General features: G+C 73.1%; 27 protein-coding genes and 1 riboswitch. Of the genes, 16 read left to right on the top strand and 11 right to left on the bottom strand.

Features of this window, described 5'->3' with window-relative positions; translation table 11 throughout:
• Window positions 1-16: 16 nt before the first annotated feature.
• Genes ACZ6A9_RS17910 through ACZ6A9_RS17895 form a run of 4 tightly spaced genes read right to left on the bottom strand, consistent with a single transcriptional unit; the run spans window position 17 to window position 4,111 of the window.
• On the bottom strand, window positions 17-1,222 hold the full coding sequence (locus ACZ6A9_RS17910; protein ID WP_468986143.1) for a sensor histidine kinase: 1,206 nt from the start codon (window positions 1,220-1,222) through the stop codon (window positions 17-19).
• Window positions 1,219-2,946 carry a sodium/solute symporter gene (locus ACZ6A9_RS17905; protein WP_468986138.1) on the bottom strand — a complete coding sequence of 576 codons (1,728 nt, stop codon included), beginning with the start codon at window positions 2,944-2,946 and terminating at the stop codon, window positions 1,219-1,221. Before ACZ6A9_RS17905 ends, ACZ6A9_RS17910 begins: the two co-directional genes overlap by 4 nt.
• A 20-nt stretch (window positions 2,947-2,966) precedes the next feature.
• On the bottom strand, window positions 2,967-3,326 hold the full coding sequence (locus ACZ6A9_RS17900; RefSeq protein WP_468986133.1) for a hypothetical protein: 360 nt from the start codon (window positions 3,324-3,326) through the stop codon (window positions 2,967-2,969).
• Between the two features lie 14 nt (window positions 3,327-3,340).
• A complete protein-coding gene (locus ACZ6A9_RS17895) occupies window positions 3,341-4,111 on the bottom strand; it encodes a LytR/AlgR family response regulator transcription factor (protein WP_468986130.1) in 771 nt (256 codons plus the stop codon).
• Between the two features lie 110 nt (window positions 4,112-4,221).
• On the opposite strand from ACZ6A9_RS17895, the gene ACZ6A9_RS17890 reads away from it, so the two are divergent.
• The 4 genes from ACZ6A9_RS17890 to ACZ6A9_RS17875 all read left to right on the top strand — a co-directional run bounded on the left by ACZ6A9_RS17890 (window position 4,222) and on the right by ACZ6A9_RS17875 (window position 9,469).
• Entirely contained in the window at window positions 4,222-4,734 is a 513-nt protein-coding gene (locus ACZ6A9_RS17890) for an Lrp/AsnC family transcriptional regulator (RefSeq protein WP_468986127.1), read from the top strand.
• A gap of 114 nt (window positions 4,735-4,848) precedes the next feature.
• Window positions 4,849-5,661 (top strand): dimethylargininase, encoded by an 813-nt coding sequence (gene ddaH / locus ACZ6A9_RS17885; protein WP_468986125.1) that lies wholly within the window; start codon window positions 4,849-4,851, stop codon window positions 5,659-5,661.
• A complete protein-coding gene (rocD, locus tag ACZ6A9_RS17880) occupies window positions 5,658-6,884 on the top strand; it encodes an ornithine--oxo-acid transaminase (RefSeq protein ID WP_468986122.1) in 1,227 nt (408 codons plus the stop codon). The genes ddaH and rocD overlap by 4 nt, the downstream gene beginning before the upstream one ends.
• Window positions 6,885-7,015: 131 nt before the next feature.
• On the top strand, window positions 7,016-9,469 hold the full coding sequence (locus tag ACZ6A9_RS17875) for a SpoIIE family protein phosphatase (protein ID WP_468986120.1): 2,454 nt from the start codon (window positions 7,016-7,018) through the stop codon (window positions 9,467-9,469).
• 29 nt (window positions 9,470-9,498) lie between these two features.
• Here the strand turns inward: ACZ6A9_RS17875 and ACZ6A9_RS17870 are convergent, their stop codons facing one another.
• Window positions 9,499-9,954 (bottom strand): RpiB/LacA/LacB family sugar-phosphate isomerase, encoded by a 456-nt coding sequence (locus ACZ6A9_RS17870; protein ID WP_468986118.1) that lies wholly within the window; start codon window positions 9,952-9,954, stop codon window positions 9,499-9,501.
• Between the two features lie 192 nt (window positions 9,955-10,146).
• Here ACZ6A9_RS17870 and ACZ6A9_RS17865 point away from each other — a divergent pair, with 192 nt between their 5' ends.
• Complete coding sequence (locus tag ACZ6A9_RS17865) at window positions 10,147-10,872, top strand: lysophospholipid acyltransferase family protein (protein ID WP_468987213.1); 726 nt, start codon at window positions 10,147-10,149, stop codon at window positions 10,870-10,872.
• 64 nt (window positions 10,873-10,936) lie between these two features.
• Here the strand turns inward: ACZ6A9_RS17865 and ACZ6A9_RS17860 are convergent, their stop codons facing one another.
• Complete coding sequence (locus ACZ6A9_RS17860; protein ID WP_468987212.1) at window positions 10,937-11,551, bottom strand: urease accessory protein UreD; 615 nt, start codon at window positions 11,549-11,551, stop codon at window positions 10,937-10,939.
• A gap of 237 nt (window positions 11,552-11,788) precedes the next feature.
• On the bottom strand, window positions 11,789-12,076 hold the full coding sequence (locus tag ACZ6A9_RS17855) for a type II toxin-antitoxin system Phd/YefM family antitoxin (RefSeq protein WP_468986116.1): 288 nt from the start codon (window positions 12,074-12,076) through the stop codon (window positions 11,789-11,791).
• Window positions 12,077-12,144: 68 nt separating this feature from the next.
• Here ACZ6A9_RS17855 and ACZ6A9_RS17850 point away from each other — a divergent pair, with 68 nt between their 5' ends.
• From ACZ6A9_RS17850 to ACZ6A9_RS17840, 3 genes are all read left to right on the top strand, one after another.
• Window positions 12,145-12,780, top strand: a complete 636-nt coding sequence (locus ACZ6A9_RS17850) for an ATP-dependent Clp protease proteolytic subunit (RefSeq protein WP_468986112.1) — start codon at window positions 12,145-12,147, stop codon at window positions 12,778-12,780.
• Between the two features lie 7 nt (window positions 12,781-12,787).
• Window positions 12,788-13,096 carry a hypothetical protein gene (locus ACZ6A9_RS17845; protein WP_468986107.1) on the top strand — a complete coding sequence of 103 codons (309 nt, stop codon included), beginning with the start codon at window positions 12,788-12,790 and terminating at the stop codon, window positions 13,094-13,096.
• A gap of 338 nt (window positions 13,097-13,434) precedes the next feature.
• Window positions 13,435-13,621, top strand: a riboswitch (cyclic di-AMP (ydaO/yuaA leader).
• A 3-nt stretch (window positions 13,622-13,624) separates the two neighbouring features.
• Window positions 13,625-14,098, top strand: a complete 474-nt coding sequence (locus ACZ6A9_RS17840; protein WP_468986101.1) for a C40 family peptidase — start codon at window positions 13,625-13,627, stop codon at window positions 14,096-14,098.
• Window positions 14,099-14,207: 109 nt separating this feature from the next.
• On the opposite strand, the gene ACZ6A9_RS17835 is transcribed toward ACZ6A9_RS17840, so the two are convergent.
• Complete coding sequence (locus tag ACZ6A9_RS17835; RefSeq protein ID WP_468986098.1) at window positions 14,208-14,675, bottom strand: ATP-binding protein; 468 nt, start codon at window positions 14,673-14,675, stop codon at window positions 14,208-14,210.
• 213 nt (window positions 14,676-14,888) lie between these two features.
• On the opposite strand from ACZ6A9_RS17835, the gene ACZ6A9_RS17830 reads away from it, so the two are divergent.
• Together ACZ6A9_RS17830 and ACZ6A9_RS17825 are read left to right on the top strand one after the other, a co-directional pair.
• Window positions 14,889-15,749 (top strand): helix-turn-helix domain-containing protein, encoded by an 861-nt coding sequence (locus ACZ6A9_RS17830; RefSeq protein WP_468986093.1) that lies wholly within the window; start codon window positions 14,889-14,891, stop codon window positions 15,747-15,749.
• 9 nt (window positions 15,750-15,758) lie between these two features.
• Entirely contained in the window at window positions 15,759-15,983 is a 225-nt protein-coding gene (locus ACZ6A9_RS17825) for a DUF397 domain-containing protein (RefSeq protein ID WP_468986087.1), read from the top strand.
• Window positions 15,984-16,072: 89 nt separating this feature from the next.
• Here the strand turns inward: ACZ6A9_RS17825 and ACZ6A9_RS17820 are convergent, their stop codons facing one another.
• A complete protein-coding gene (locus ACZ6A9_RS17820) occupies window positions 16,073-17,200 on the bottom strand; it encodes an 8-amino-7-oxononanoate synthase (RefSeq protein WP_468986085.1) in 1,128 nt (375 codons plus the stop codon).
• A 146-nt stretch (window positions 17,201-17,346) separates the two neighbouring features.
• On the opposite strand from ACZ6A9_RS17820, the gene bioB reads away from it, so the two are divergent.
• From bioB to ACZ6A9_RS17800, 4 genes are all read left to right on the top strand, one after another.
• The gene (bioB, locus tag ACZ6A9_RS17815; RefSeq protein ID WP_468986082.1) at window positions 17,347-18,504 is read left to right on the top strand and encodes a biotin synthase BioB; all 1,158 of its coding nucleotides are present in this window, start codon (window positions 17,347-17,349) and stop codon (window positions 18,502-18,504) included.
• Complete coding sequence (locus ACZ6A9_RS17810; RefSeq protein ID WP_468986077.1) at window positions 18,497-19,777, top strand: adenosylmethionine--8-amino-7-oxononanoate transaminase; 1,281 nt, start codon at window positions 18,497-18,499, stop codon at window positions 19,775-19,777. The genes bioB and ACZ6A9_RS17810 overlap by 8 nt, the downstream gene beginning before the upstream one ends.
• 1 nt (window position 19,778) lies before the next feature.
• On the top strand, window positions 19,779-20,495 hold the full coding sequence (gene bioD, locus ACZ6A9_RS17805) for a dethiobiotin synthase (protein WP_468986073.1): 717 nt from the start codon (window positions 19,779-19,781) through the stop codon (window positions 20,493-20,495).
• Between the two features lie 327 nt (window positions 20,496-20,822).
• Window positions 20,823-21,527: a class I SAM-dependent methyltransferase gene (locus ACZ6A9_RS17800; RefSeq protein WP_468986069.1), complete on the top strand. Its 705-nt coding sequence runs from the start codon at window positions 20,823-20,825 to the stop codon at window positions 21,525-21,527.
• Here ACZ6A9_RS17800 and ACZ6A9_RS17795 read toward each other — a convergent pair whose 3' ends face one another.
• Both ACZ6A9_RS17795 and ACZ6A9_RS17790 read right to left on the bottom strand, forming a co-directional pair.
• Window positions 21,528-21,902, bottom strand: a complete 375-nt coding sequence (locus ACZ6A9_RS17795) for a fic family toxin-antitoxin system, toxin component (RefSeq protein ID WP_468986066.1) — start codon at window positions 21,900-21,902, stop codon at window positions 21,528-21,530.
• 4 nt (window positions 21,903-21,906) lie between these two features.
• Window positions 21,907-22,146, bottom strand: coding sequence for a toxin-antitoxin system HicB family antitoxin (locus ACZ6A9_RS17790; RefSeq protein ID WP_468986064.1), 240 nt, complete (start codon window positions 22,144-22,146; stop codon window positions 21,907-21,909).
• Window positions 22,147-22,322: 176 nt separating this feature from the next.
• Here ACZ6A9_RS17790 and ACZ6A9_RS17785 point away from each other — a divergent pair, with 176 nt between their 5' ends.
• Entirely contained in the window at window positions 22,323-23,114 is a 792-nt protein-coding gene (locus ACZ6A9_RS17785) for an ABC transporter ATP-binding protein (RefSeq protein WP_468986061.1), read from the top strand.
• A gap of 117 nt (window positions 23,115-23,231) precedes the next feature.
• Entirely contained in the window at window positions 23,232-23,657 is a 426-nt protein-coding gene (locus ACZ6A9_RS17780) for a GNAT family N-acetyltransferase (protein ID WP_468986058.1), read from the top strand.
• The last annotated feature ends 164 nt before the right edge of the window (window positions 23,658-23,821 follow it).

The raw sequence follows: 23,821 nt of genomic DNA, 5'->3' as shown, positions 1-23,821 counted from the left end.
ACCGGGGCGGCGGCTCTCACTTCGGTGTGAGCCGCCCAGCCAGGTGCACGCCCGGCTGGTACTTCGGCAGCCGGACGGTGATCTTCATGCCCGCACCCACGGCCGTCTCGATGACCAGGCCGTGGTCGTCGCCGTAGACCTGGCGGAGCCGGTCGTCGACGTTGGACAGTCCGATGCCCCCGGTGGGGCTGACCTCGCGGGCGAGGATGCGGCGCAGCAGACCGGGGTCCATGCCGGCGCCGTCGTCCTCGATGACGACGAGGGCCTCGGCGCCGGCGTCCTGGGCGGTGATCTGGATGTGGCACTGGTCGGCCTTGCCCTCGAGGCCGTGCTTGACGGCGTTCTCCACGAGCGGCTGGAGGCACAGGAAGGGCAGCGCGACCGGCAGCACCTCGGGGGCGATCTGCAGGGTGACGGAGAGACGGTCGCCGAAGCGTGCCCTGACCAGTGCCAGGTAGTGGTCGATGGCGTGGAGCTCGTCGGCGAGGGTGGTGAAGTCGCCGTGCCGGCGGAACGAGTACCGGGTGAAGTCGGCGAACTCCAGCAGCAGCTCCCGGGCGCGCTCGGGGTCGGTGCGCACGAACGAGGCGATCACGGCGAGCGAGTTGAAGATGAAGTGCGGGGAGATCTGCGCCCGCAGTGCCCTGATCTCGGCCTCGATGAGGCGGGTGCGGGACTGGTCGAGGTCGGCGAGTTCCAGTTGGACGGAGACCCAGCGGGCGACCTCGCCTGCGGCCCGGACGAGTACCGCCGACTCCCGGGGCGCGCAGGCGACGAGCGCCCCGTGCACCCGGTCGTCGACGGTGAGCGGGGCGACGACCGCCCAGCGCACCGAGCAGTCGGGGGTGTCGCAGGTGAGCGGGAAGGCCTCGCCCCGGCCGGTGTCGAGGGGACCGGTGAGCCGCTCCATGATCTCGGTGCGGTGGTGGGCGCCGGCGCCGTCCCAGGCGAGCACCTGTTCGCGGTCGGTGAGGCAGAGGGCGTCGGTGCCCAGCAGCGAGCGCAGCTTGCGGGCGGACCTGCCGGCGGTCTCCTCGGTCAGGCCGGCCCGGAGCGGGGGTGTGGCGAGGGAGGCGGTGTGCAGGGTCTCGAAGGTGGCGTGCTCGACGGGGGTGCCGAGTCCGGCGAGGCTGGCCGGCCGCGCGGTGCGCCGGCCCAGCCAGAACCCGGCGGCCAGCAGGGGCAGGACGGCGACGAGCAGACCGGCGAGGAAACCGCTCACGTGGACACCTCCGTACGCCTGTCCTCCGTACGGAGTTCCTCCGGGAGGTGGAAGCGCGCCAGCACCGCCGCCGTCCCGGGCGGCACCCGGCCGGGTGTGGACAGGGACACCACGATCATGGTGAGGAAGCCCAGCGGCACCGACCACAGCGCGGGCCAGGCCAGCAGCGCGTGCCAGGGACCGGCGCCCGGGTAGCCGGTCATGGTCGCGGCGACGGCGAGGAACGCGGACCCGCCGCCCACCAGCATCCCGGCCGCCGCGCCCGGCGGGGTCAGCCTCCGCCACCAGATGCCGAGGACCAGCAGCGGGCAGAAGGAGGAGGCGGACACGGCGAAGGCCAGTCCCACGGCGTCGGCCACCGGCAGTCCGCCGACCAGGACGCTCGCCCCGAGCGGCACCGCCATCGCGAGCACGGTGCCCAGCCGGAAGTGCCGCACCCCGCGCGCGGGCAGCACGTCCTGGGTGAGGACCCCGGCGACGGCCATGGTGAGCCCGGAGGCCGTCGACAGGAACGCGGCGAAGGCACCTCCGGCGACCAGGGCGCCGAGGAGGTCGCCGCCCACTCCCCCGATCATCCGGCCCGGCAGCAGCAGGACGGCGGCGTCCGCGTCCTGGGTGAGGGTGAGCTCGGGGGCGTACAGCCGGCCCAGTGCGCCGTAGACCGGCGGCAGCAGGTAGAAGGCGCCGATCAGTCCGAGGACGGCGACCGTGGTGCGGCGGGCGGCCACGCCGTGCGGGCTGGTGTAGAAGCGGACGACCACGTGGGGCAGGCCCATGGTGCCGAGGAAGGTGGCGAGGATCAGCCCGTAGGTGGCGTACAGCGGGCGTTCCTCGCGGGACTCGGCACGGGAGGGCGACAGGGCGTCGTCGGCGCCGCGGCCTGCGGCGGGGACCTCGGCGCCCTCCGCGAAGGTGAGCCGGGTGCCGCCGTCGACGCGGTGGGTGCCGGCGGACAGGGCGACCTCGGTGCCGTCGAGGTCACGGCCGTCGACGGTGCCGTCCACGGTCACGGTGAGCGGCTTCGCGAGCCGCAGGTCGAGGGTGTCGTCGATGCGGACCGTCCGCTGCTCGCGGAAGGCTGCGGGTTCGTCGAAGGCGTGGCTGGGCGCGCCGTCGCTCTGCCAGGCGAGGATCAGGAAGAGGGCGGGGACGAGCAGCGCGGTGAGCTTCAGCCAGTACTGGAAGGCCTGGACGAAGGTGATGCTGCGCATGCCGCCCGCGGCCACGATGACGGTCACCACGACGGCGACGATGACCCCGCCGAGCCAGTCGGGCGCGCCGGTGAGGACGGTCAGGGTGAGTCCGGCGCCCTGGAGCTGGGGCAGCAGGTACAGCCAGCCGACGCCGACGACGAGCGCTCCGGCGAGCCGCCGCACCGTCTGCGAGGCGAGCCGGGCCTCGGCGAAGTCGGGCAGGGTGTAGGCGCCGGAGCGGCGCAGCGGGGCGGCGACGAACAGCAGCAGGACCAGATAGCCGGCGGTGTAGCCGACCGGGTACCAGAGCATGTCCGGGCCCTGGACGAGGACGAGCCCCGCGATGCCGAGGAAGGATGCGGCCGAGAGGTACTCGCCGCTGATGGCGGCGGCGTTGAGGCGGGGGCCCACGGTGCGGGAGGCGACGTAGAAGTCGGAGGTGGTGCGGGATATGCGCAGGCCGAAGGCGCCGACGAGGACGGTGGCGAGCACCACGAGCGCGACGGCGGTGACGGCGTAGGTGTAGTTCACGGTGCTGGTGGTCCCCGGTCTCAGCGGTCCTCGACGAGCCGCACGAAGTCGCGTTCGTTGCGTTCGGCGCGGCGTACGTACCAGCGGGCGAGCAGGACCAGCGGGGGGTACAGGCCGAAGCCGAGGATCGCCCACTCCAGGCGGCGCGCGTCGGGGGCGGCGGCGAAGACCAGCGGCAGCGGGCCGATGAGCAGGGCGAGCACGGCGAACACGGCCAGGCCGGCGCGCAGCTGGATGCGCATCAGGGAGCGGACGTAGGTGTGGCCGAGGGTGGTCTGCTCGTCGATCTCGGTGCGCGGCCGGTAGTAGCCGGAGGAGTGGGGGGCGCGCCGGGGCGGGCCGGTGACGACCACGCGGCGTTCGGTCGGGTCCTGGGGCATGGGTGCTCCCCCGTCTAGCTCGTCGTCCGGCGCATCAGCAGGTCGCGCAGTTCGCGGGCGTGTCTCCTGCTCACCTGGAGTTCCTCGGAGCCGATCAGCACGCTCACCGTGCCCGCGTCGAGCCGGAGTTCGCCGATGTGGCGCAGGGCGACGAGGTGGCGGCGGTGGATGCGCACGAAGCCCCGGGAGCGCCAGCGCTCCTCCAGGGTGGACAGCGGGATCCGTACGAGGTGGCTGCCGCGGTCGGTGTGCAGCCGGGCGTAGTCGCCCTGGGCCTCGACGTGGGTGATGTCGTCGACGGCGACGAAGCGGGTGACGCCGCCGAGCTCGACGGCTATGTGGTCGGGGTCGGGTTCGTGCACGGGGATGCGCGGGGCGGCCTCGCGCGGGGCGGTGCGGCGCTGTGCGTCGGCCCGCCTGACGGCTTCGGCCAGCCGTTCCTTGCGTACGGGTTTGAGGACGTAGTCGACGGCCTTGAGGTCGAAGGCCTGGACGGCGAAGTCCTCGTGGGCGGTGACGAACACGATGAGCGGCGGCCGGGCGAACCCGCTGAGCAGCCGGGCGAGGTCGAGACCGTCGAGTCCGGGCATCTGGATGTCGAGGAAGACGACGTCGATGGCCTCCGGCCCGTCGGGGCCCGACTCCAGGGCGCGGTTGATGCGGCGCAGCGCCTCGGTGGCGTCGCCGGCGCCCTCGGCGCTGCCGATGCGCGGGTCCGCGTTCAGCAGGTACAGCAGTTCCTCCAGCGAGGGGCGTTCGTCGTCGACGGCGAGGGCGCGCAGCATGAAGCCGGAGTGTAGGGGTGTTTCCCCCGTGTGGACACGTGCCGCACAGGGGCGGCGGCGACGGCACACGGTGCGCGGGGCGGCCGGACGTCCCTGGATACAGTGCCCGCATGAGCAGCAGGCCCACGCCGTTCGACGAGCTCGACCGGAAGATCGTCACGGCTCTGATGGCGAACGCCAGGACGTCCTTCGCGGAGATCGGCGCGGCCGTCGGGCTGTCGTCGACGGCGGTGAAACGCCGGGTGGACCGGCTGCGCGAGACCGGGGTGATCACGGGGTTCACGGCGACGGTGCGGCCGTCGGCGCTGGGCTGGCGCACGGAGGCGTACGTCGAGGTGTATTGCGAGGGGGCGGCACCGCCGCGGCGGCTGGCGGAGGTGGTGCGCAACCATCCGGAGATCGCCGCGGCGATGACGGTGACGGGGGGCGCGGACGCGCTGCTGCACGTGCGGGCGCGGGACGTGGAGCACTTCGAGGAGGTGCTGGAGCGGATCCGCCAGGAGCCGTTCATCCGCAAGACGATCAGCGTGATGGTGCTGTCCCACCTGCTGCCCGACAGTCCTGAGGCGGGAGTGACGCAGCCCGCCCCGGGCGGCGCAGCAGACGTGCGCGGGCAGGCGTGAACACGCAGTGATCCTGCGTGGACGCGCAGCTCTCGTTGCTTGTCGTCCGTCCTGCGGGCTTCCTACCGTGGAGGCATCCCAGTCGGCACCGCGTGGAAGCGGAGGAACCCCTCTGTGCCCCAGTCCCGTGTGGCGCGCCGGCGGCGCTACCTCGTCTGCGAACCCAGACACTTCGCCGTCCGGTACGCGATCAATCCCTGGATGCATCCCGACCGTCCCGTCGACGTCTCGCTGGCCCAGCGCCAATGGCGGACGCTGATCGCCGCCTACCGCGACCACGGCCATACGGTGGAGACCGTGAAGCCCGAGCCCGGACTGCCCGACATGGTGTTCGCCGCGAACGCGGCGGTCGTCGTGGAGGGCCGTGTCTTCGGCTCCCGCTACCTCGCGCCGGAGCGGCGCCCGGAGTCGGTTCCGTACGAGGCCTGGTTCAAGGCCGAGGGCTACGACGTCCAGCACCCGGGGTCGGTGTGCGAGGGCGAGGGCGATCTGGTGCCCGCCGGGCGCTGGATCCTCGCCGGCACCGGATTCCGCACCACCCGCGAGGCGCACCGCGAGGTGCAGGAGTTCTTCGGCGTACCGGTGATCGGCCTGACGCTGGTGGATCCATACTTCTACCACCTCGACACGGCGCTGTTCGTGCTGGACGAGGAGAACGTCGCCTACTACCCGGAGGCGTTCTCCCCGGGCAGCCGTGAGGTGCTGGCCCGGCTGTACCCGGACGCGGTGCTCGCCACGCGTGAGGACGCGATGGCGTTCGGCCTGAACTCCGTCTCCGACGGCCGCCACGTCTTCATCGCGCCGGAGGCGACGGGTCTCTCCGGCGCTCTCGCCGCCCGCGGTTACGTCCCCGTCCCCGTCGACCTGTCCGAGTTCCACAAGGCGGGCGGGGGCATCAAGTGCTGCACTCAGGAGATCCGCTCATGACCACTGTCGCCACCGCGCGTACGTCCGCCGAGCTCATCGGCGCGGAGGAGCCGGTCCTCGCGCACAACTACCATCCGCTGCCCGTGGTCGTCGCCCGCGCGGAGGGCACCTGGGTGGAGGACGTGGAGGGCCGGCGGTACCTCGACATGCTGGCCGGCTACTCGGCGCTCAACTTCGGCCACCGGCACCCCGCGCTGGTCGAGGCCGCGCACCGCCAGCTGGACCGGCTCACGCTGACCTCCCGGGCCTTCCACAACGACCAACTCGCCGGGTTCGCGGAGCGGCTGGCGGCGCTGACCGGGCTGGACATGGTGCTGCCGATGAACACCGGCGCCGAGGCGGTGGAGAGCGCCGTGAAGGTGGCCCGCAAGTGGGCCTACGACGTGAAGGGCGTGCCGGCCGACCGGGCGACGATCGTGGTGGCGGCGGACAACTTCCACGGGCGTACCACGACGATCGTGAGCTTCTCGACCGACGAGGTGGCCCGCGCCGGATTCGGGCCCTTCACCCCGGGCTTCCGGGTGGTCCCGTACAACGACCTCGCGGCGCTGGAGGCCGCGGTCGACGAGACGACGGCGGCGGTGCTGATCGAGCCGGTCCAGGGCGAGGCCGGTGTGATCGTGCCCGACGACGGCTATCTCGCCGGGGTGCGGGAGCTGACCAGCCGCACCGGGTGCCTGTTCGTCGCGGACGAGATCCAGTCGGGTCTGGGCCGCACGGGCCGCACGCTCGCCGTGGAGCACGAGTCGGTCGTCCCGGACGTGGTGCTGCTCGGCAAGGCGCTGGGCGGCGGCATCGTCCCGGTGTCGGCGGTGGTGGCCCGGCGGGAGGTGCTCCAGGTGCTGCACCCCGGTGAGCACGGGTCGACCTTCGGCGGCAATCCGCTGGCCGCCGCGGTGGGCACGGCCGTGGTGGAGCTGCTGGAGACGGGTGAGTTCCAGCGCCGGGCGGCGGACCTGGGCGCGGTGCTGCGCGAGGGCCTTCAGGCGATGACCGGCAGCGGCGTCGTCGGGTTCCGCACCCGCGGCCTGTGGGCGGGCGTGGACGTCGACCCGTCGATCGGCACCGGCCGCGAGATCAGCGAGCGCCTCATGCGCGAGGGCGTCCTGGTCAAGGACACGCACGGGTCCACCATCCGGCTGGCCCCGCCCCTGACCATCACGGAGGAGGAACTGCGGGGCGCCCTCAACACCCTGGAGAAGGTCCTCGCCGGCCGCGCCTGAGCCGCGGTGCCTCCCCCGCCGGCCACGGTGGCGGGGGAGGCGAGCGCTCCCCGGCAGGCCGCTTCCCCCGTTCACGGGTGAAGATGGGGACACGAGGTGGTGGACCACTGTCAGCGACAGAGAGGCCGGCCGTGGCCGGACACAAGGAACAGGACGGACGTCGGCAGCGGTTCGACGTGGCCGACGCCGCTCCCCTGCTGCTCGATCCACACGGCATCGTGTCGGGCTGGACCGCTCACGCCGAGCGGCTGCTGGGGTACGGCGCGCCCGGGACGGTCGGCCGGAAGTTCGCCGAGCTGCTGATTCCCGACGACGCCGACCGGATGCCGGACCTGCTCGACCGGTGCCGGTCCGGCGCGGACTGGGCGGGGCTGCTGACGGCACTGCACCGGGACGGTCACCGGCTGGCGGTGACGGTGCGGGTCACGCCGACCGTGGAGCCCCGCGGCGCTGCGTCGCTGCTGGTCCTGCTCTCCGAGCTGGCCGGCTCGGCCGGCTGGGACATGAGCCGCTCCGTGCTGGAGCAGATGGTCGCCGGGGCTCCGATCGGCATCGCGGTCGTGGACACCGACCTGCGCTTCGTGTGGTCCAACGCGGCCCTGGAGCAGTTCGGCGGCGGCCCGGCCGAGCAGCGCCTCGGGCTGCGGTACGGCGACGTCCAGCCGGGTCTGGACGCCGACTCCGTCGAGGCGCAGATGCGGCACGTGCTGGAGACCGGCGAACAGGTGGTCCGCTTCGAGCACGTCGGCCGCGTGCGGTCGGCACCGATGCGCGACACCGCGCACATCCTGTCGTTCACCCGCCTCGACGACGACCGGGGCAACCCGATGGGCGTGTACTACACGGTCGTGGAGATGACGGAGCGGCACCGCGCCCGTCAGCGGCTGTCCCTGCTCGACCGGGCCGGCCAGTACATCGGCCGGACCCTGGACATCACGACCACCGCGCAGGAGCTGGTGGACGTGGCCGTGCCGGAGCTCGCGGACTACGTCACCGTGGACCTGCTGGACACGGTGCTGCGGGGTGCCGAGCTCCAGCCGGACCCGCTCAGCGAGTCCGACCGGGTCCGCCTGCGCCACGCGGGACACCGCTCGCGGTACCAGGACCTGCCGCGGACGGTCGTGGAGAGCGGGGCGGTCGTGACCTACCTGGCGGACTCACCGCCCGTGCGCTGTCTGACCACCGGCCGCTCCTACCGTCAGGAGCGGCTCGACCCGCTCGCCCCGGAGTGGCTCGCCCGGTCGCCGGGCGACCGGGCGTCCACGTTCCTGGAACTCGGGCTGCAGAGCGTGATGATCGTCCCGGTCCGGGCGCGGGGCGTCACCCTGGGTCTCACCACGTTCTTCCGTCGCCGCCGCGAGGACCCGTTCGACGCGGACGATCTCGCCCTGGCCGAGGATCTCGTGTCCCGTGCCGCCGTCTGCGTGGACAACGCCCGGCGCTACACCCGGGAGCGGGACGCCGCGCTGGGGCTGCAGCGCAGTCTGCTCCCCCGCCACCTGCCCGAGCAGGGGGCCGTGGAGGCGTCCGCCTGCTACCGCCCGGCCGACGAGCTGACCGGCCTGGGCGGCGACTGGTACGACCTCATTCCGCTGTCCGGCGCCCGTGTCGCGCTCGTCGTCGGCGAGGCCCCGGGACACGGCATCGACGCGGCCGCGGCCATGGGCGGGCTGCGGACCGCCGTGCGGACCCTGGCCGCGCTGGACCTGCCTCCCGAGGAGGTGCTGGCGCACCTCGACGACCTGGTGGACCGGACGGCGGGGGACGAGGGCGCCGGACCGGAGGGGACGTACGGCAATCCCGTGGGCTCCGGCTGCGTGTACGTCGTCTACGACCCCGTGGACGGGCGGTGCACGATGGCCGCCGCGGGTCATCCCTCGCCCGCCGTGGTGGCACCGGACGGCTCGGTCTCCTTCGTCGACCTGCCGGAGGGGCCGGCGCTGGGCGTGGGCGGCCCGCCGTTCGAGTCGGTGGAGCTGGAGCTGCCCGAGGGCAGCACGCTCGCCCTGCACACCGACGGCCTCCTGCTGCCCTCCGACGAGGACGGTGACTTCGGCACCGGCCGCACCCGGCTGCGGCAGGCGCTGGAGCGGTCCGGGCCCACGCTGGAACTGAGCTGCCGGACCGTGGTGGACGCACTGGTGCCGTCCCGTCCGTACGACGACGTCGCCCTCCTCATGGCCCGCACCAAACGGCTCGATCCGGGCCTTGTGGCGGCATGGGACCTGTCCGAGGATCCGGCCGGCGTAGCCGAGGCCCGCAGGACGGCCACCGGGCAGCTGACCCGCTGGGGGCTGGACGAGCTGGTCTTCACCACGGAGCTGATCGTCAGCGAGCTGGTCACCAACGCCATCCGGCACGCCTCCGGACCGGTCCGGCTGCGTCTGATCCACGAACGGGTGCTGGTGTGCGAGGTGTTCGACGGCGGCGCCACCACACCTCATCTGCGTCACCCCCGTGCGACGGACGAGGGCGGGCGCGGACTGCTGCTGGTCTCCCAGATGGCCCAGCGGTGGGGGACCCGGTTCGTGCCGGACGGGAAGATCATCTGGGCGGAGCAGTCGCTGTCGCCTCCCCCGGTGTGAGGCGCCGGACGGCGCGGCGCCCGCGTGCCTCAGCCGGCCGTGCGCAGGCGGTCCAGCCGTGCCGTCCGCTCCACGTTCCGCCGGTCCTCGGGGTCGTCGCTGGGCGAGGCGGCGAACCAGGCGTCGAGGATCTCCTTCAGCAGCGGGGCGGACGTCAGCCGCAGGCTGAGCGCGAGCACGTTGGCGTCGTTCCAGCGGCGCGCGCCGTCCGCCGTGGGGGCGTCCGTGCACAGGGCGGCGCGCACGCCGGGCACCTTGTTCGCGGCGATCGAGGCGCCCGTGCCGGTCCAGCAGCACACCACCGCCTGATCGGCCGCCCCCTCGGCGACGTCACGGGCCGCAGCGGCGGAACACACCGCCCACTGCGGGTCGTCCCCGGGGGCCAGGGCGCCGTGCGCGCGTACGTCGTGGCCGCGCTCGCGCAGTTCGGCGAGGAGGGCGCGGGCCACGGGTTCGTCCATGTCGGAGGAGACGGAGATCCGCATGCCGACGAGCCTACTCGTCGCGGTGCCTGCCCTGACGGGCGTTCACCGGCGGTGCCCGGTGGTGTCCGGCGGTCGCGTCGAACGTGGTGCCGGGCCGTGCCGCCCGGTTCTAGACTGGCACCTCACGACGTGCCGGATGACCTGCTGGAACGCGGCGGCACTGCCCGTTCGTCAGAGTCGAGGAGCGTGCTTTTGTTCTACTACCTGCTCAAATATGTGCTGCTGGGCCCGCTGCTGAGACTGGTCTTCCGGCCGCGAATAGAGGGTCTGGAGCATGTTCCGTCGTCCGGTGCCGCCATCGTCGCGGGCAACCACCTGTCGTTCTCGGACCACTTCCTGATGCCGGCCGTACTCAAACGGCGCATCACCTTCCTGGCCAAGGCCGAGTACTTCACCGGCCCCGGCGTCAAGGGCAGGCTGACGGCGTTCTTCTTCCGCAGCGCGGGCCAGATCCCGGTCGACCGGTCCGGCAAGGACGCCGGGCAGGCCGCCATCCGTGAGGGTCTGGCGGTGCTCGGCGAGAAGGAGCTGCTCGGCATCTATCCCGAGGGCACGCGCTCGCACGACGGCCGTCTGTACAAGGGCAAGGTCGGTGTCGCGGTGATGGCCCTCAAGGCCGGTGTGCCGGTGATCCCCTGTGCGATGATCGGCACGTTCGAGGCACAGCCGCCCGGCAGGAGGATCCCCCGGATCCACCCGGTGGTGATCCGTTTCGGCGAACCGCTGGACTTCTCGCGCTACGCCGGGATGGAGAACGAGAAGGCGGTCCTCCGCGCCGTCACGGACGAGATCATGTACGCCATCCTCTCCCTCTCCGAGCAGGAGTACGTCGACCGGTACGCGGCCGACGTCAAGGCCGAGGACGCCGCGCGCGCGGCGGAGGACAAGCGCCGGTTCCCGCGCCTGCCGCGGAGCTGATCCCGGGCACGGTGACCCGGCGGGCCGGGGCCTGCCCGTACGGCGGCCGGGCCGCAGGGCGACCTCAGCCGGGCGCCGGGGCGAGGAGGGCCGACGCGCCGTCGAGGAGGCGGCGCAGCCGCAGCGCGTCCGGCGCCACGGCCGTCACCGGAGCGGCGGGGCCCGGGAGCGGCAGGACGGCGACGCCCTCTCCCAGCACTCCCGCGGTGACCGGCTGCTCCTCGAACTCGGGCAGGACCACCACGAGTTGCCCGACGGGTCGGTGGCCGCCGAGCACGGCGGGGCCGTCCCAGCCGCCCTGCGCGCCGGGTCCGCAGGTCAGTTGCTGGTCGAGGACGGGCCGCCCCGCGATCCGTACGGTCAGCCGGGTGGTGAGCAGGCCGGGTTGCTCCCCGGACCGTCCCAGCACCTGTTCCTCACGGAGCACGAGGCGCGCCCCGGGGGCGAGGTCGGCATGCGTGGTGGCCCGCAGCGAACTTCCCCTGACCGAGATCAACTGCTGGGGAAGCCAGCCAAGTTCGCCCCCGCGGGCGACGGTCAGGCACACGTCGTAGCGCGCGTCGCCGGCGTGCTGGCCGGGCAGGGCGAGGGTCGCCGCGGCCGATCCGACCCGGAGCCGGGCCCCCGTCCCCACGTCCGCCCGCACGGTGAGACGGTCCCCGCCGAGGGGGCCGCTCATCGCGCCGACGAGCACGACGTGCGCCTCGGTGCCGCTCCCCCGCGTCCGCACGTTGAACCGCGCGTGAGCCCGCGTCGGGTGGTCGAGTCCGGGCGGCGCCGGTACTGGCCGCCGTGGCCGCCGGGGGCGTGCCGCTGGGGCGTACGGAGCTCTGCCGGTGCTGCCGGTCTGGGAGGCCGGGCGGAAGCCGTCCCCGCCTGTACCGGGTCTCGGAAGCCGTCCCCACCCGCGGGCCGCTTACGCGCCCTCCGTCCCCCGGTGCTCCGCGGCGATGCCGAACCGCTGCCGTTCGCGGGGAGCGGACGCGACCTCGCGTACGCCCGCCACCGTGCTGATCACCTGTTCCTCCGCGGGCTCCGGAAGCTCCTGGAGTTCGTCGAGTCGTCGCAGGTCATCGGCGGACACCAGGGCGACGAGTGGCTTGCCGTGCCGGGTCACGACGACCCGCTCACCGCCGTACACCACGCGGTTGATCAGGTCGGCGAGTTCAGCCCTGGCCTGGGTCACCGGAATCTCGTAAGCCATGACTCCATCATAACGTCATGTACGTCCTGTACATTTTCTACAGAGACCGCCTGACAGGAGGGGCCCTCATGACCCGACCGTCCGCCCGCCACGTCCTCCCCGGGTTCACCGAACGCACGCCGTCCGGTCACCGGACGACGGACCCCTTCGCCAAACTGCTCCAGGAGCGGATCGTCCTCCTGGGCACCCCGCTCGACGAGACCGCCGCGAACGACGTGATGGCGCAGCTCATGCATCTCGAGCACCACGCCCCCGAGCGGGACGTCTCGCTCTACATCAACTCCCCGGGCGGTCCCTTCCACGCCGCCTCGGCGATCCACGACACGCTGCGCTACGTCACCTGCGACGTGGAGACGGTCTGCCTCGGCCGGGCGGAGGGGACCGCCGCGCTGCTGCTGGCCGCCGGCGCTCCGGGCAAGCGGCTGATGCTGCCCGGCTCCCGCCTGGTGCTCCGTCAGCCGGCCGTGATGGAGCCGGTCGAGGGGAGCGCGAGCGATCTGGCGTCCCGGTCCGAGGAGTTGTCCCGGATCCGGGCCCGCACGGAGGAGATGCTCGCGCGGTACACGGGCCGCACCGCGGAACGGGTCCGGGCGGACATGGAGCGGGACCTGGTCCTCGACGCGCAGGCCGCGGTGGACTACGGCCTGGCGGACCGGATCGTGCCCCACCGCGGGGGCGGTCACACGGCCGCCGGCGCGAGGTGAGCCGCGGATGCTGCCCCCCGAACCGCCTCCGCTGCCCGCGCTCACCCGGGCGGAGGCCGAAGTGATCGACCGGTACCTCGAGGTCGTCGACCTGCTGGGCCGGGTCAACCCGGCCCTGAGCGGAGACACCTACCGGGGACTGCGCGCGGCCCAGGCCCTGGTAGGCAAGGCCGTCGCACTCCGCGACGCGCTGACCCTGATGCACCGGCGCGGCGAGACGGAACTGCACTCCGCCACGCTGGCCCGGGCGCTGCGGGTGCTGGACGGAGAGCGGCGCACGGCCCGGGTCACGCTGCCGCCGGATCCGGGGAGTTGACACCTCGGCGGGCGAGCCGGCGGCCGGGCCGCGACACGCCTTCCAACGGACCAAATGGCGTACCCCCATCCGGCGTAGACGAACGTCCTGTTCCGGACCGGTCCAAGTTGCGCTCCCTGCGCGGCCTGAGAGCGGAAGGGGGCATTTCGTCGCTGGTCCGGGGCTCACCGGGGCAGCGGGCGACGGCTCGAACAGTGCGCTGTCCACCCGAACGGATGAGTGGTGAGTAACAACACAAACCCCACGTTCCGTTGTGTTTTCGATCGCGCGATGAGCCAAGATCCGTGACTGACGACAAGACCCCGCCGCCGCGGCGGGGCGATCCGGGCGGACGCCGAGTCCTGCCGCCGCCCGGATGACCGGTCGACAGGAGTGGATCGGCAGGAGTGGAGGACCCAAGCACGACGGGTCGCCGGAACACCGGTTCCGAGCAGCCCTTGGGGTGAAGCCGCACTCGTGCGGCCGGGCCACTTCGCCAGCCCGAATCCGACAGGTCATCCTTCACAGGCGGCTGACGAAGGGTTGCGCATGACTGCGCTCAATCGTGTCCCGTCTCTCATGGCCCGGGCCGGTACGGCCTCGGCCCTCACCCTGGCCGCCGTGGGCGGCTCCATCGTGGTCCCCGGGGGCGCCTCGGAGGCGGCCGCCGCGAGCCACGCCACCAAGGCGCTGAGCATCGCCGCGTCCAAGAAGGGCTCCCCGTACCAGTGGGGCGCCGTCGGACCGAGCCGGTTCGACTGCTCGGGGCTGACGCTGTACTCGTTCAAGAAGGCGGGCAAGAAACTGCCGCGTACGGCCGCCCAGCAGTACAACAACACGCGCCACATCTCCGCCGGCAGCCGCAGGGCCGGAGACCTGGTGTTCTTCCACTCGGGCGGCTACGTCTACCACGTGGGCATCTACGCCGGGAAGGGCAAGATCTGGCACGCTCCGAAGACCGGGGACGTGGTGCGCCTGCAGAAGATCTGGACCCGGAGCGTCTCGTACGGCCGCGTGGGGTGATCCGGCGGGGCGGCGGCGCGCGCGGGGGCGCCGCCGCCCCGCCGGCACACACCGCCGACCCGCCCCGCCGCCCCGCCGGCACGCGCCCCCGCGCCTGCCACCGCCGCGCCTAAACCTCCTGCTGTCCCGCCGCCGTGACCGCTTCGGCAGCCCGGACGGCCCCCGTCCAGGGGAGGTCGACCGCGACCGTCTTGCCGCCCTCCCGCGTGGGGCGGATCCTGAGCCTGCCTCCGTGTTCCGCCGCCAGACAGCGGATGATGACCAGCCCCCGCCCGTTGTCCTGCTGCACCGCGGCGGGCAACCGCTTGGGGAAACGGGGATGGCTGTCCGTCACACCGATGTGCACCCGTTCCTCGCGGACCAGGACCACGTCCACCCTGAACGTGGGTGACCGGCCGAGCGTGTGCTGCACCGCGTTGGTGGCGAGTTCCGACACGATCAGCCGGACGGTGTCGGACAACTCCGCGTCCGCCGGCATGCCCCACTCCACCAGTGCCCCCACCACATGGGCGCGGGCGACGGAGACCGAAGCGGGATCGCTCGGCAGAGTGACGGATGCTTCCAGATGGTCTGCCATGGCGACGTCGTCCCTTTCCCACGGGCCCCGCAGTCCGACACTGAGCGGCTGGTTCGAGTACGGTCCCGCACTGGTGCTTCGTCGCCAGACTGCCATCACCACACGGCACGGCGCGGCGATCCACCTGGATATGCATATATCTGTCGCTCGAAGCGGTGAACTCTGCGACGGGAGACCGTATCCGGGCGGCTCGGAAGGAGTAAGGAGAAGCCCATGCAGCACGGTCCCGCGGTGCGCCGCCGCAAACTGGGCGCCGAATTGCGTGCACTGCGCACCTCGGCGGCACTCACCAGCGGTGAGGCGGCCCGGCTGGCGGGCTGGCACCAGTCGAAGGTGAGCCGGATCGAAACGGGCACGAGCGGGGTGAAACCGGCCGATGTGCGGTTACTGCTCGACGTCTACGGTGTGGCGGATCCGCAGTTGCGGGAGTTGCTGCTGGTGCTGTCGGGCACCGGTGACGGCGGCGACAGGCACCACTGGTGGCACGCCTACCGGGGCGTGCTGCCGCCCACCTACCGGGACTTCATCAGCCTGGAGTCGCAGGCGAGCGCGATGCGCACCCTGGAGACCACGGTGATCCCGGGACTGCTGCAGACCCCGGAGTACGCCCGCGCGGTGACGGAGGCCGCCCTGGAGGGCGAGTCGGAGGAACGGCTGGACGCCCTGGTGGAGGTGCGGCTGACCCGGCAGGACGTGCTGCGTGCTCAGCCGCCCCTGGAGCTGAGCGCGGTGCTGGACGAGGCGGTGCTGCGCCGGGAGGTCGGCGGCCCCGGAGTGATGGCACGTCAGCTGGCGCGGCTGGTCGAGGCGGCCCGGCTGCCCCAAGTGCGATTGCAGGTACTGCCGTTCAGCGCCGGGGCACACATCGGCGTCACGGGTCCTTTCGTCATCTTTTCGTTCTCGCGCAGGTCTGATCTCGACGTGGTGGTTCTCGACCACTTGACGAGTAGCCTCCATCTGGAGCGGAAAGAAGACCTCCGGGCCTATGTGGATGCCTTCAACGCCCTCTCGGCCCACGCCCTGTCACCAGAGGACTCGTTGGATTTCATCGCCGGCGCAGCCGCCGGCGCGTAAGGAGGCACGATGCCCGCACCTCCCCGGACCGTCCCTTCCAGCCTCGCCCTGCACGGTGTGCGGTGGCTGCGCAGCAGTTACAGCACGGGGGCGAACAACTGCGTCGAGACCGCCAGGCCGGCCACCGGCCCCCTGGCCGGGCTGCTCGCCGTGCGCGACTCCAAGGACCCCGACGGGCCCGCGCTGCTCTTCTCCCCCGGGCGCTGGGCGGAGTTCGTGACCGCGGTCCGCTGACCCGGCTCACCGGCACCCATCCGACCGACACAGCCACCGATCCGACCGATCGTCCGTCATCGCGCGACGCACGGCCCTGCCACGCCGACTCATGGCCGCGTTTCGCCGATCACCCGCACAGCACGTTCGATCTCTGCCCCGGACAGGTCCGCACGGGCGGTCAGCCTGAGCCGTGAGACGCCGTCGGGCACGGAAGGAGGACGGAAGCAGCCCACGGCCAGGCCGGCCGCCCGGCAGTCGGCCGCCCATCGCACGGCCTGCTCCGGGGAAGGGGCACGCACGGAGACGACCGCGGCGTCCGGACGCACCGCTTCCAGACCCGCGGCCGTCAGCCGCTCGTGCAGTTCGCGCGCCACCGCGCCCGCCCGCGCCGCCCGCCCGGGTTCGCGGCGCAGCAGCCGGAGTGCCGCCAGCGCCGCGCCCACCGCCGCCGGCGCCAGCCCCGTGTCGAAGATGAACGTCCGCGCCGTGTTGACCAGATGCCGGATCACCCGGGCCGGGCCCAGCACCGCCCCGCCCTGACTGCCGAGCGACTTGGACAAGGTCACGGTCACGACGACGTCGTCGGCGCCCGCGAGACCCGCCGCGTACGGGGCGCCGCGCCCGCCGTCACCGAGCACTCCGAGGCCGTGCGCGTCGTCGAGGACCAGGCCCGCTCCGTGCTCCCGGCACACCCCGGCCAGTTCCGCGAGCGGGGCGGCGTCGCCGTCCACCGAGAAGACGGTGTCGGACACGGCCACGGCGGGCCCGTCGTGCCCCTGGAGCGCCTTGCCGACGGCATCGGGGTCGGAGTGCGCGGCGACGTGCGTCGCACCGCGGGCCAGCCGGCAGCCGTCGATCAGCGAGGCGTGGTTGCCCGCGTCGGAGACGATCCTCGACCCGTGCGGGGCGAGCGCGGTGACGGCGGCCAGGTTGGCTGCGTAGCCGGAGGAGAGGACCAGGGCGGCCTCGAAGCCGCAGAACGCGGCCAGCTCGCGCTCCAGCTCCGCGTGGAGTTCGGTGGTGCCGGTGACCAGCCGGGACCCGGTCGAGCCGCCGCCCCAGGTCCGCGCGGCCCCCGCCGCGCCCTCGGTGACCTCGGGGTGCCGCGCCAGGCCCAGGTAGTCGTTGCTCGCCAGATCGAGCAGCGGCGTGTCGGCGGCCCGCGGACGCAGGGTGCGCACGAGCCCGGCCCGGCGGCGCAGTTCCGCCTGCTCGTCGATCCAGCCGAACGCCATGGCTCCTCCGGGGTTTTGTAGGCAGTGCACAGACATTAGCGGGAGGCCCCGCGGGCCACTGTGTGGCGATACCCACACCTGCGAACACCTCTGTTGTACGAACCCTCCTTGGCCGGAGCGGGTCGGGTAGGACAGGATCGGCTCTCATGGACCTGCTGAACACGCTGGTGGACAAGGGGCTTCGGCGCGAGACGCCGACCCGCGCGGAAGCACTGGCCGTCCTCGCGACGTCCGACGACGACCTGCTCGAGGTGGTGGCCGCGGCCGGGAAGGTGCGGCGGCACTGGTTCGGCCGGCGGGTGAAACTGAACTACCTCGTCAATCTCAAGTCCGGTCTGTGCCCGGAGGACTGTTCCTACTGCTCCCAGCGGCTCGGTTCCGAGGCCGGGATCCTGAAGTACACCTGGCTCAAGCCGGACGAGGCGTCCCAGGCGGCCGCCGCCGGTCTCGCGGGCGGCGCCAAGCGGGTGTGCCTGGTGGCCAGCGGCCGCGGCCCGACCGACCGTGACGTGGACCGGGTCTCCGACACCATCAAGGCGATCAAGGAACAGAACGAGGACGTCGAGGTGTGCGCCTGTCTCGGGCTGCTCTCCGACGGCCAGGCGGAGCGGCTGCGCGAGGCGGGCGCGGACGCCTACAACCACAACCTGAACACCTCGGAGTCGACGTACGGCGACATCACGACCACGCACACGTACGCCGACCGGGTGGAAACGGTGCGCAAGGCCCATGCCGCCGGTCTGTCGGCCTGCTCGGGGCTGATCGCCGGGATGGGCGAGTCCGACGAGGACCTGGTCGACGTCGTCTTCTCGCTGCGCGAGCTGGACCCGGACTCGGTGCCGGTCAACTTCCTGATCCCGTTCGAGGGCACGCCGCTCGCCAAGGAGTGGAACCTGACCCCGCAGCGGTGCCTGCGCATCCTGGCGATGGTGCGGTTCGTCTGCCCGGACGTCGAGGTGCGGATCGCCGGCGGCCGTGAGGTCCATCTGCGCACGATGCAGCCGCTCGCGCTGCACCTGGCCAACTCCGTCTTCCTCGGCGACTACCTCACCAGCGAGGGTCAGGCGGGCAAGGCGGACCTGGAGATGATCGCGGACGCCGGTTTCGAGGTGGAGGGCGCCGACCAGGTGACGCTGCCCGAGCACCGCGTCGGCGGCGGCTGCGGGTCGCACGAGGGCGGCGGGGTGTGCGGTTCGGCGGCTGCCGGCGCGGGGGCTTGCGGGAGCGCGGCCGAGGAGCCGCGCACCGATCTGGTCGCCGTGCGCCGACGGGGTGCCGGAACGGACCTCGCCCCCAATGCCTGAGCGGTCCGTCACCGAGCTGCTGGAGCTCGACCGGCGGCACGTGTGGCACCCGTACGGGCCCATGCCGGGCCGTCAGGAACCGCTCGTCGTGGAGTCGGCGAGCGGGGTGCGGCTGCGGCTCGCCGACGGCTCCGGCGAGCTGGTCGACGGCATGTCGTCCTGGTGGTCGGCGATCCACGGCTACAACCACCCGGTGCTCAACGAGGCGGCGCGCGGGCAAATGGAGCGGATGAGCCATGTGATGTTCGGCGGGCTCACGCACGAGCCCGCCGTGCGGCTGGCGAAGCTCCTTGTCGACATGTCGCCGGACGGACTGGAGCACGTGTTCCTCGCCGACTCCGGGTCGGTGGCGGTCGAGGTCGCGGTGAAGATGTGCCTGCAGTACTGGCGTTCGCTGGGCCGGCCGGAGAAGCGGCGGCTGATGACCTGGCGGGGCGGTTACCACGGTGACACCTGGCAGCCGATGTCGGTGTGCGATCCCGAGGGCGGGATGCACGAGCTGTGGAGCGGGGTCCTGCCCCGTCAGGTCTTCGCCGCGGCGCCGCCCGCGGAGTACGAGGAGTCCTACGCCGACCACCTGCGGGAGACGGTGGAGCGCCACGCGGGTGAACTGGCCGCGGTGATCGTGGAGCCGGTGGTGCAGGGCGCGGGCGGAATGCGGTTCCACTCCCCGGCGTATCTGCGGGTGTTGCGCGAGGTGTGCGACGAGCACGGCGTGCTGCTGGTGTTCGACGAGATCGCGACCGGCTTCGGCCGCACGGGCGCGCTGTTCGCGGCCGGGCACGCGGCGGTGACACCGGATGTGATGTGCGTGGGCAAGGCGCTGACCGGCGGTTATCTGACCATGGCGGCGACGCTGTGCACCCCGCGGGTGGCCGAGGGCATCTCGCGCGGTGAGGTGCCGGTGCTGGCGCACGGTCCGACGTTCATGGCCAATCCGCTGGCGGCGGCCGTGGCCTGTGCCTCGATCGGGCTGCTGCTCGGGCAGGACTGGCTCGCGGAGGTCAAGCGGATCGAGGCGGGCCTGCGGGACGGACTGGCGCCGGCGGCCGGGCTGCCCGGCGTGCGGGACGTGCGGGTGCTGGGCGCCATCGGGGTCGTCCAGCTCGACCACGAGGTCGACATGGCGGCGGCCACCCGGGCGGCGGTGCGTGAGGGAGTGTGGCTGCGGCCGTTCCGCGACCTGATCTACACCATGCCGCCGTACGTCACGGGCGACGCGGACCTCGCGTGCATCGCCCGCGCGGTGTGCGCGGCGGCGGAGGAGGGATGACATGCCGGTGATGGTGATCACGGGCACCGGCACCGAGGTCGGCAAGACGGTGGTGACGGCCGCGGTCGCCGCGGCGGCGCTGGCGGCGGGCCGGTCGGTGGCCGTGCTGAAGGCGGCGCAGACGGGTGTGCGGCCGGACGAGCCGGGGGACGCGGAGGAGGTCGCGCGGCTCGCCGGGGCGGTGACCACGGCCGAACTCGCCCGCTACCCGGACCCGTTGGCGCCCGCCACGGCGGCCCGCCGGGCGGGGCGCGCCCCCGTGCGTCCGCACGAGGTCGCGGAACGGGCCGCCAAGCTGGCCGCGGAGCACGATCTGGTGCTGGTGGAGGGCGCGGGCGGGCTGCTCGTACGGTTCGACCCGGCCGGCGGGACGCTCGCGGACGCGGCGGCGCTGCTGTCCGCGCCGGTGCTGGTGGTGGCCCCGGCCGGGCTCGGCACCCTGAACGCCACGGAGCTGACGGTCAGGGAACTGCGCGGGCGGGGGCTGGTCGTGGCGGGTGTGGTGATCGGCAGCTGGCCGGGGGAGCCGGATCTGGCCGCGCGCTGCAATCTGCTGGACCTGCCGGACGTGACCGGGGCCCCGCTCCTGGGCGCCGTACCGGCGGGGGCGGGCGCCCTCGACCCCACCGGGTTCCGCACGTCGGCACGCCACTGGCTGGCCCCCCGCCTGGAGGGAACCTGGGACGCGGAGGTCTTCCGGACGCGCGAGGCCCCCTGACGGCACCGGCTGGAGGCCCGGGAGGTTCCGGATGGCGCACGGCCGTCGCGGCCGTGCGCCATCCGGAATCCGGCGCCCCCGCCGGAGCCCCGGCGCGAGCCCCTGACCGGCTCGGCCCGCAGCGGTCGCGAGGTCGTGGACGACGACCGGGGCGTGCGGCCGCGTATCGCGCCCGGAGGGGATCCGGGATGCCGCCGGGACCGTGACCCGGATGGGCTGCGGTGGCGGCTCTCGTTGCCGTCCCCTACGGAGCGCGCGGGGGCGACCGGGGTTCGCCGGGTGGGGGCGGGGGGAGAATCGCCGTAGGTCCCTTCCGGGGAGGTCCTCATGCAGCTACGGTCCGTCCGGACGGCGAAAGCCACGCGGGATCCCGTGCACCACCCCGTGTTCGCCCGCTTCTACGCCCGGGCGAGCGTCGCCGCCGAGACCCGCATGGGGATGGCCGGGGTGCGCGGCAGACTCCTCGGCGGACTTTCGGGGCGGGTGATCGAGGTCGGCGCGGGCAACGGTCTGAACTTCGGGCACTACCCGGGCGCCGTCTCGGAGATCGTCGCCATCGAACCGGAGCGGGAGCTGCGGGCGCTGGCCGTGGAGGCCGCCCTGCGCGCCGAGGTGCCGGTGGACGTGGCGCCGGGGGTGGCGGAGGCGCTGCCGGTCAAGAGCGAGGCGTTCGACGCGGCGGTGCTCTCGCTGGTGCTGTGCAGCGTGCGGGACGTGGCGCGGGCGCTCGCTGAAGTGCGGCGGGTGCTGCGGCCGGGCGGTGAGGTGCGGTTCTTCGAGCACGGCCGGGGCGGCGGCCCGGTCATGCGCCTCACCCAGCGCGCGCTGGACCGTACGCTGTGGCCTGTGCTGGCCGGAGGCTGCCACGTGGCGCGGGACCCGGTCGGCGCGCTGCGGGAGGCCGGGTTCGAACTCGGCCCCTACCGGCGGATGACGGTGCCGGAGAAGGGGCCGGCGCTGCCCCAGTCGTACTGCGTTCTCGGCACGGCGTGGCGGCCCGTGGACGACGCGGTGACGCAGGCCCCGCGCTGATCACTCGCCCCAGCCACGCAGTTCCTCCGCGATGTCCTGGACGGTCGCCTCACCGCTCTTCACCAGCCGGGCCAGGTCACGCACCTGCTCGGGCGAGGTGACCACCTTCAGACCGCTGGCGACCAGGTAGGCGTAGGCGACCGCGGAGGCGAACAGGGCGTTGGAGCGCTCCAGCGCGGGGACGTGGATCAGCAGTTGCAGGAGTGCCGCGGCGCGGGCGTACGGGGTGTCGTAGACGGGGACGTCGAAGATCTCGGCCTGGTGGCGGGCGACGGCGGCGACGAGCGCGCCCCAGTCGATGACCTGGGGGTCTCCCGGGGTCTGCTGCTCGGCGAGCATGAGCAGCCACGCGAGGTCGATGCGCAGACTCCTCAACGGCTCAGCGGCGACCTTCGCGCGTGCCTTCGCGCTCCTGCCCCGGCTCCTCGGCGAAGACGCTCTCGTACTGCTTCATGAAGTCGGCGGCGGCCTCCACGAAGGTGCGGCCCGCCTCGCCGGTGTCCTGCCGGACCAGTTCCTCGATGTAGCGGTTGACGCTCATCCCGCGCTCCAGGGCACGCTCCCGGGCCGCGCGGGCGGTGCCCTCGTCCACGCGCACGTTCAGCTGGGTCTTCGGCATGTCTCGAAGCTAGCGCCGGCACGCTAGCGGCGGCAAGTGCGCCGGACGGGGCAACGAGACCATCTCTCGCGCCTGCCCCGGCAGCCGGACGCACCGGGGGGTGTCGGCTGTGGGCCCGGCCACACTACCCTCGGCGGCGACAGGCACGACCGGACGCCCATACGGAGGAGGCGGCCTTGTCCACTTCTGCTGCGGAGCACGCCCCCGGCATCGCACCGGGTGACGGGTGCGCGGCCCGCGCCCGCGGCCTGACCAAGGCGTACGGGTCGGGTGAGACGACGGTGCTCGCCCTGGACTCGGTGGACGTGGACATCGCGCGCGGACGGTTCACCGCGGTGATGGGCCCCTCGGGCTCCGGGAAGTCCACACTGATGCACTGCCTGGCGGGTCTGGACACCGTTACGGCGGGACAGGTGTGGCTGGGGGACACCGAGATCACGGGGCTGAAGGACCGGGAGCTGACCCGGCTGCGTCGGGACCGGGTCGGGTTCATGTTCCAGTCGTTCAACCTCATTCCGACCCTGAACGCCCGCGAGAACATCACCCTGCCCATGGGCATCGCGGGCCGCAGGCCCGACGAGGAGTGGCTGGACCGGGTCATCGGCACGCTGGGCCTGCGGGACCGGCTCGGGCACCGGCCGGCGCAACTGTCGGGCGGCCAGCAGCAGCGGGTGGCCTGCGCGCGGGCACTGGCCTCGCGGCCGGAACTGATCTTCGCGGACGAGCCGACCGGGAACCTCGACTCACGGGCCGGCCTGGAGGTGCTGGGCTTCCTGCGCGAGGCGGTGGACCTGCTCGACCAGACGGTCGTCATGGTCACCCACGACCCGGGCGCGGCCGCCCACTCCGACCTGGTGCTCTTCCTCGTCGACGGCAGGATCGTGGACGAGCTGCGGCAGCCCACGGCGGAGTCGGTACTGGAGCGGATGAAGCGCTTCGACGTGACCCGCGCGTCCGCGAAGGACTGAAGCACCGCGCCCCGGCGACGCCGCGGAGCTTCCTCGCGCACGGGTGAGCCGCGTGGCGGCCGGTCCGGATCGTGGAATCGCGCACCGGCCGCCCTCCCGCGTGCTGGGATCGGCCGCATGAGTGAGCTGCGCATACGGGCCGCCGGGCCCGAGGACCTCGACCGTGTACTGGCTTTCTGGAAGGTGGCCGCCGAGGGCACCAGCATCAGTGACGACCGGGCCGGTGTGGAGCGGCTGGTCGCGCGCGACCCCGGGGCGCTGATCCTCGCCGAGGAGGGCGCCGAGCTCGCCGGTACGGTGATCGCGGGCTTCGACGGCTGGCGCTGCCACCTCTACCGGCTGGCGGTGCGCCCGGACCGCCGCCGCCGGGGCATCGGCTCGGCTCTGCTGGCCGCCGCGGAGGAGAGGTTCACCGGGCTCGGCGGGCGCCGTGCGGACGCGATGGTGCTCCAGCGCAACGAGACCGCGCACCATGCATGGGGCGCCGCGGGGTACACGCCGGAGGAACGGTGGCGGCGCTGGGTGAAACCGCTGACCGGATGAACGACGGCCCCAAGACCCCCTGGACCATCCTTTGGCGATCCTTTGGCTTCGACGGGCCACTCGGCCCTCCATGAAAGGTTGTGTGCGTCCGCCCATGGGCGAGCCCCCGGTCCGCGACATCGAGCATCCGTTCCCGTCCTGTCCGACCATGGGACTTGAGGTGA

Source organism: Streptomyces sp. NPDC041124 (genome assembly GCF_055592385.1).
Note: the sequence above shows the minus strand (reverse complement) of the source record. Positions and strands in the feature narration are given on the sequence as shown.

What these genes read in the sequence shown, in the direction of transcription:
- ACZ6A9_RS17900 (WP_468986133.1), bottom strand. Translation starts at nt 3,326, where the DNA reads ATGCCCCAGGACCCGACCGAACGCCGCGTGGTCGTCACCGGCCCGCCC.
- ACZ6A9_RS17895 (WP_468986130.1), bottom strand. Translation starts at nt 4,111, where the DNA reads ATGCTGCGCGCCCTCGCCGTCGACGACGAACGCCCCTCGCTGGAGGAA.
- ACZ6A9_RS17890 (WP_468986127.1), top strand. Translation starts at nt 4,222, where the DNA reads ATGAGCAGCAGGCCCACGCCGTTCGACGAGCTCGACCGGAAGATCGTC.
- rocD (WP_468986122.1), top strand. Translation starts at nt 5,658, where the DNA reads ATGACCACTGTCGCCACCGCGCGTACGTCCGCCGAGCTCATCGGCGCG.
- ACZ6A9_RS17870 (WP_468986118.1), bottom strand. Translation starts at nt 9,954, where the DNA reads ATGCGGATCTCCGTCTCCTCCGACATGGACGAACCCGTGGCCCGCGCC.
- ACZ6A9_RS17860 (WP_468987212.1), bottom strand. Translation starts at nt 11,551, where the DNA reads ATGAGCGGCCCCCTCGGCGGGGACCGTCTCACCGTGCGGGCGGACGTG.
- ACZ6A9_RS17855 (WP_468986116.1), bottom strand. Translation starts at nt 12,076, where the DNA reads ATGGCTTACGAGATTCCGGTGACCCAGGCCAGGGCTGAACTCGCCGAC.
- ACZ6A9_RS17850 (WP_468986112.1), top strand. Translation starts at nt 12,145, where the DNA reads ATGACCCGACCGTCCGCCCGCCACGTCCTCCCCGGGTTCACCGAACGC.
- ACZ6A9_RS17845 (WP_468986107.1), top strand. Translation starts at nt 12,788, where the DNA reads ATGCTGCCCCCCGAACCGCCTCCGCTGCCCGCGCTCACCCGGGCGGAG.
- ACZ6A9_RS17840 (WP_468986101.1), top strand. Translation starts at nt 13,625, where the DNA reads ATGACTGCGCTCAATCGTGTCCCGTCTCTCATGGCCCGGGCCGGTACG.
- ACZ6A9_RS17835 (WP_468986098.1), bottom strand. Translation starts at nt 14,675, where the DNA reads ATGGCAGACCATCTGGAAGCATCCGTCACTCTGCCGAGCGATCCCGCT.
- ACZ6A9_RS17830 (WP_468986093.1), top strand. Translation starts at nt 14,889, where the DNA reads ATGCAGCACGGTCCCGCGGTGCGCCGCCGCAAACTGGGCGCCGAATTG.
- ACZ6A9_RS17825 (WP_468986087.1), top strand. Translation starts at nt 15,759, where the DNA reads ATGCCCGCACCTCCCCGGACCGTCCCTTCCAGCCTCGCCCTGCACGGT.
- ACZ6A9_RS17820 (WP_468986085.1), bottom strand. Translation starts at nt 17,200, where the DNA reads ATGGCGTTCGGCTGGATCGACGAGCAGGCGGAACTGCGCCGCCGGGCC.
- bioB (WP_468986082.1), top strand. Translation starts at nt 17,347, where the DNA reads ATGGACCTGCTGAACACGCTGGTGGACAAGGGGCTTCGGCGCGAGACG.
- ACZ6A9_RS17810 (WP_468986077.1), top strand. Translation starts at nt 18,497, where the DNA reads ATGCCTGAGCGGTCCGTCACCGAGCTGCTGGAGCTCGACCGGCGGCAC.
- bioD (WP_468986073.1), top strand. Translation starts at nt 19,779, where the DNA reads ATGCCGGTGATGGTGATCACGGGCACCGGCACCGAGGTCGGCAAGACG.
- ACZ6A9_RS17800 (WP_468986069.1), top strand. Translation starts at nt 20,823, where the DNA reads ATGCAGCTACGGTCCGTCCGGACGGCGAAAGCCACGCGGGATCCCGTG.
- ACZ6A9_RS17790 (WP_468986064.1), bottom strand. Translation starts at nt 22,146, where the DNA reads ATGCCGAAGACCCAGCTGAACGTGCGCGTGGACGAGGGCACCGCCCGC.
- ACZ6A9_RS17780 (WP_468986058.1), top strand. Translation starts at nt 23,232, where the DNA reads ATGAGTGAGCTGCGCATACGGGCCGCCGGGCCCGAGGACCTCGACCGT.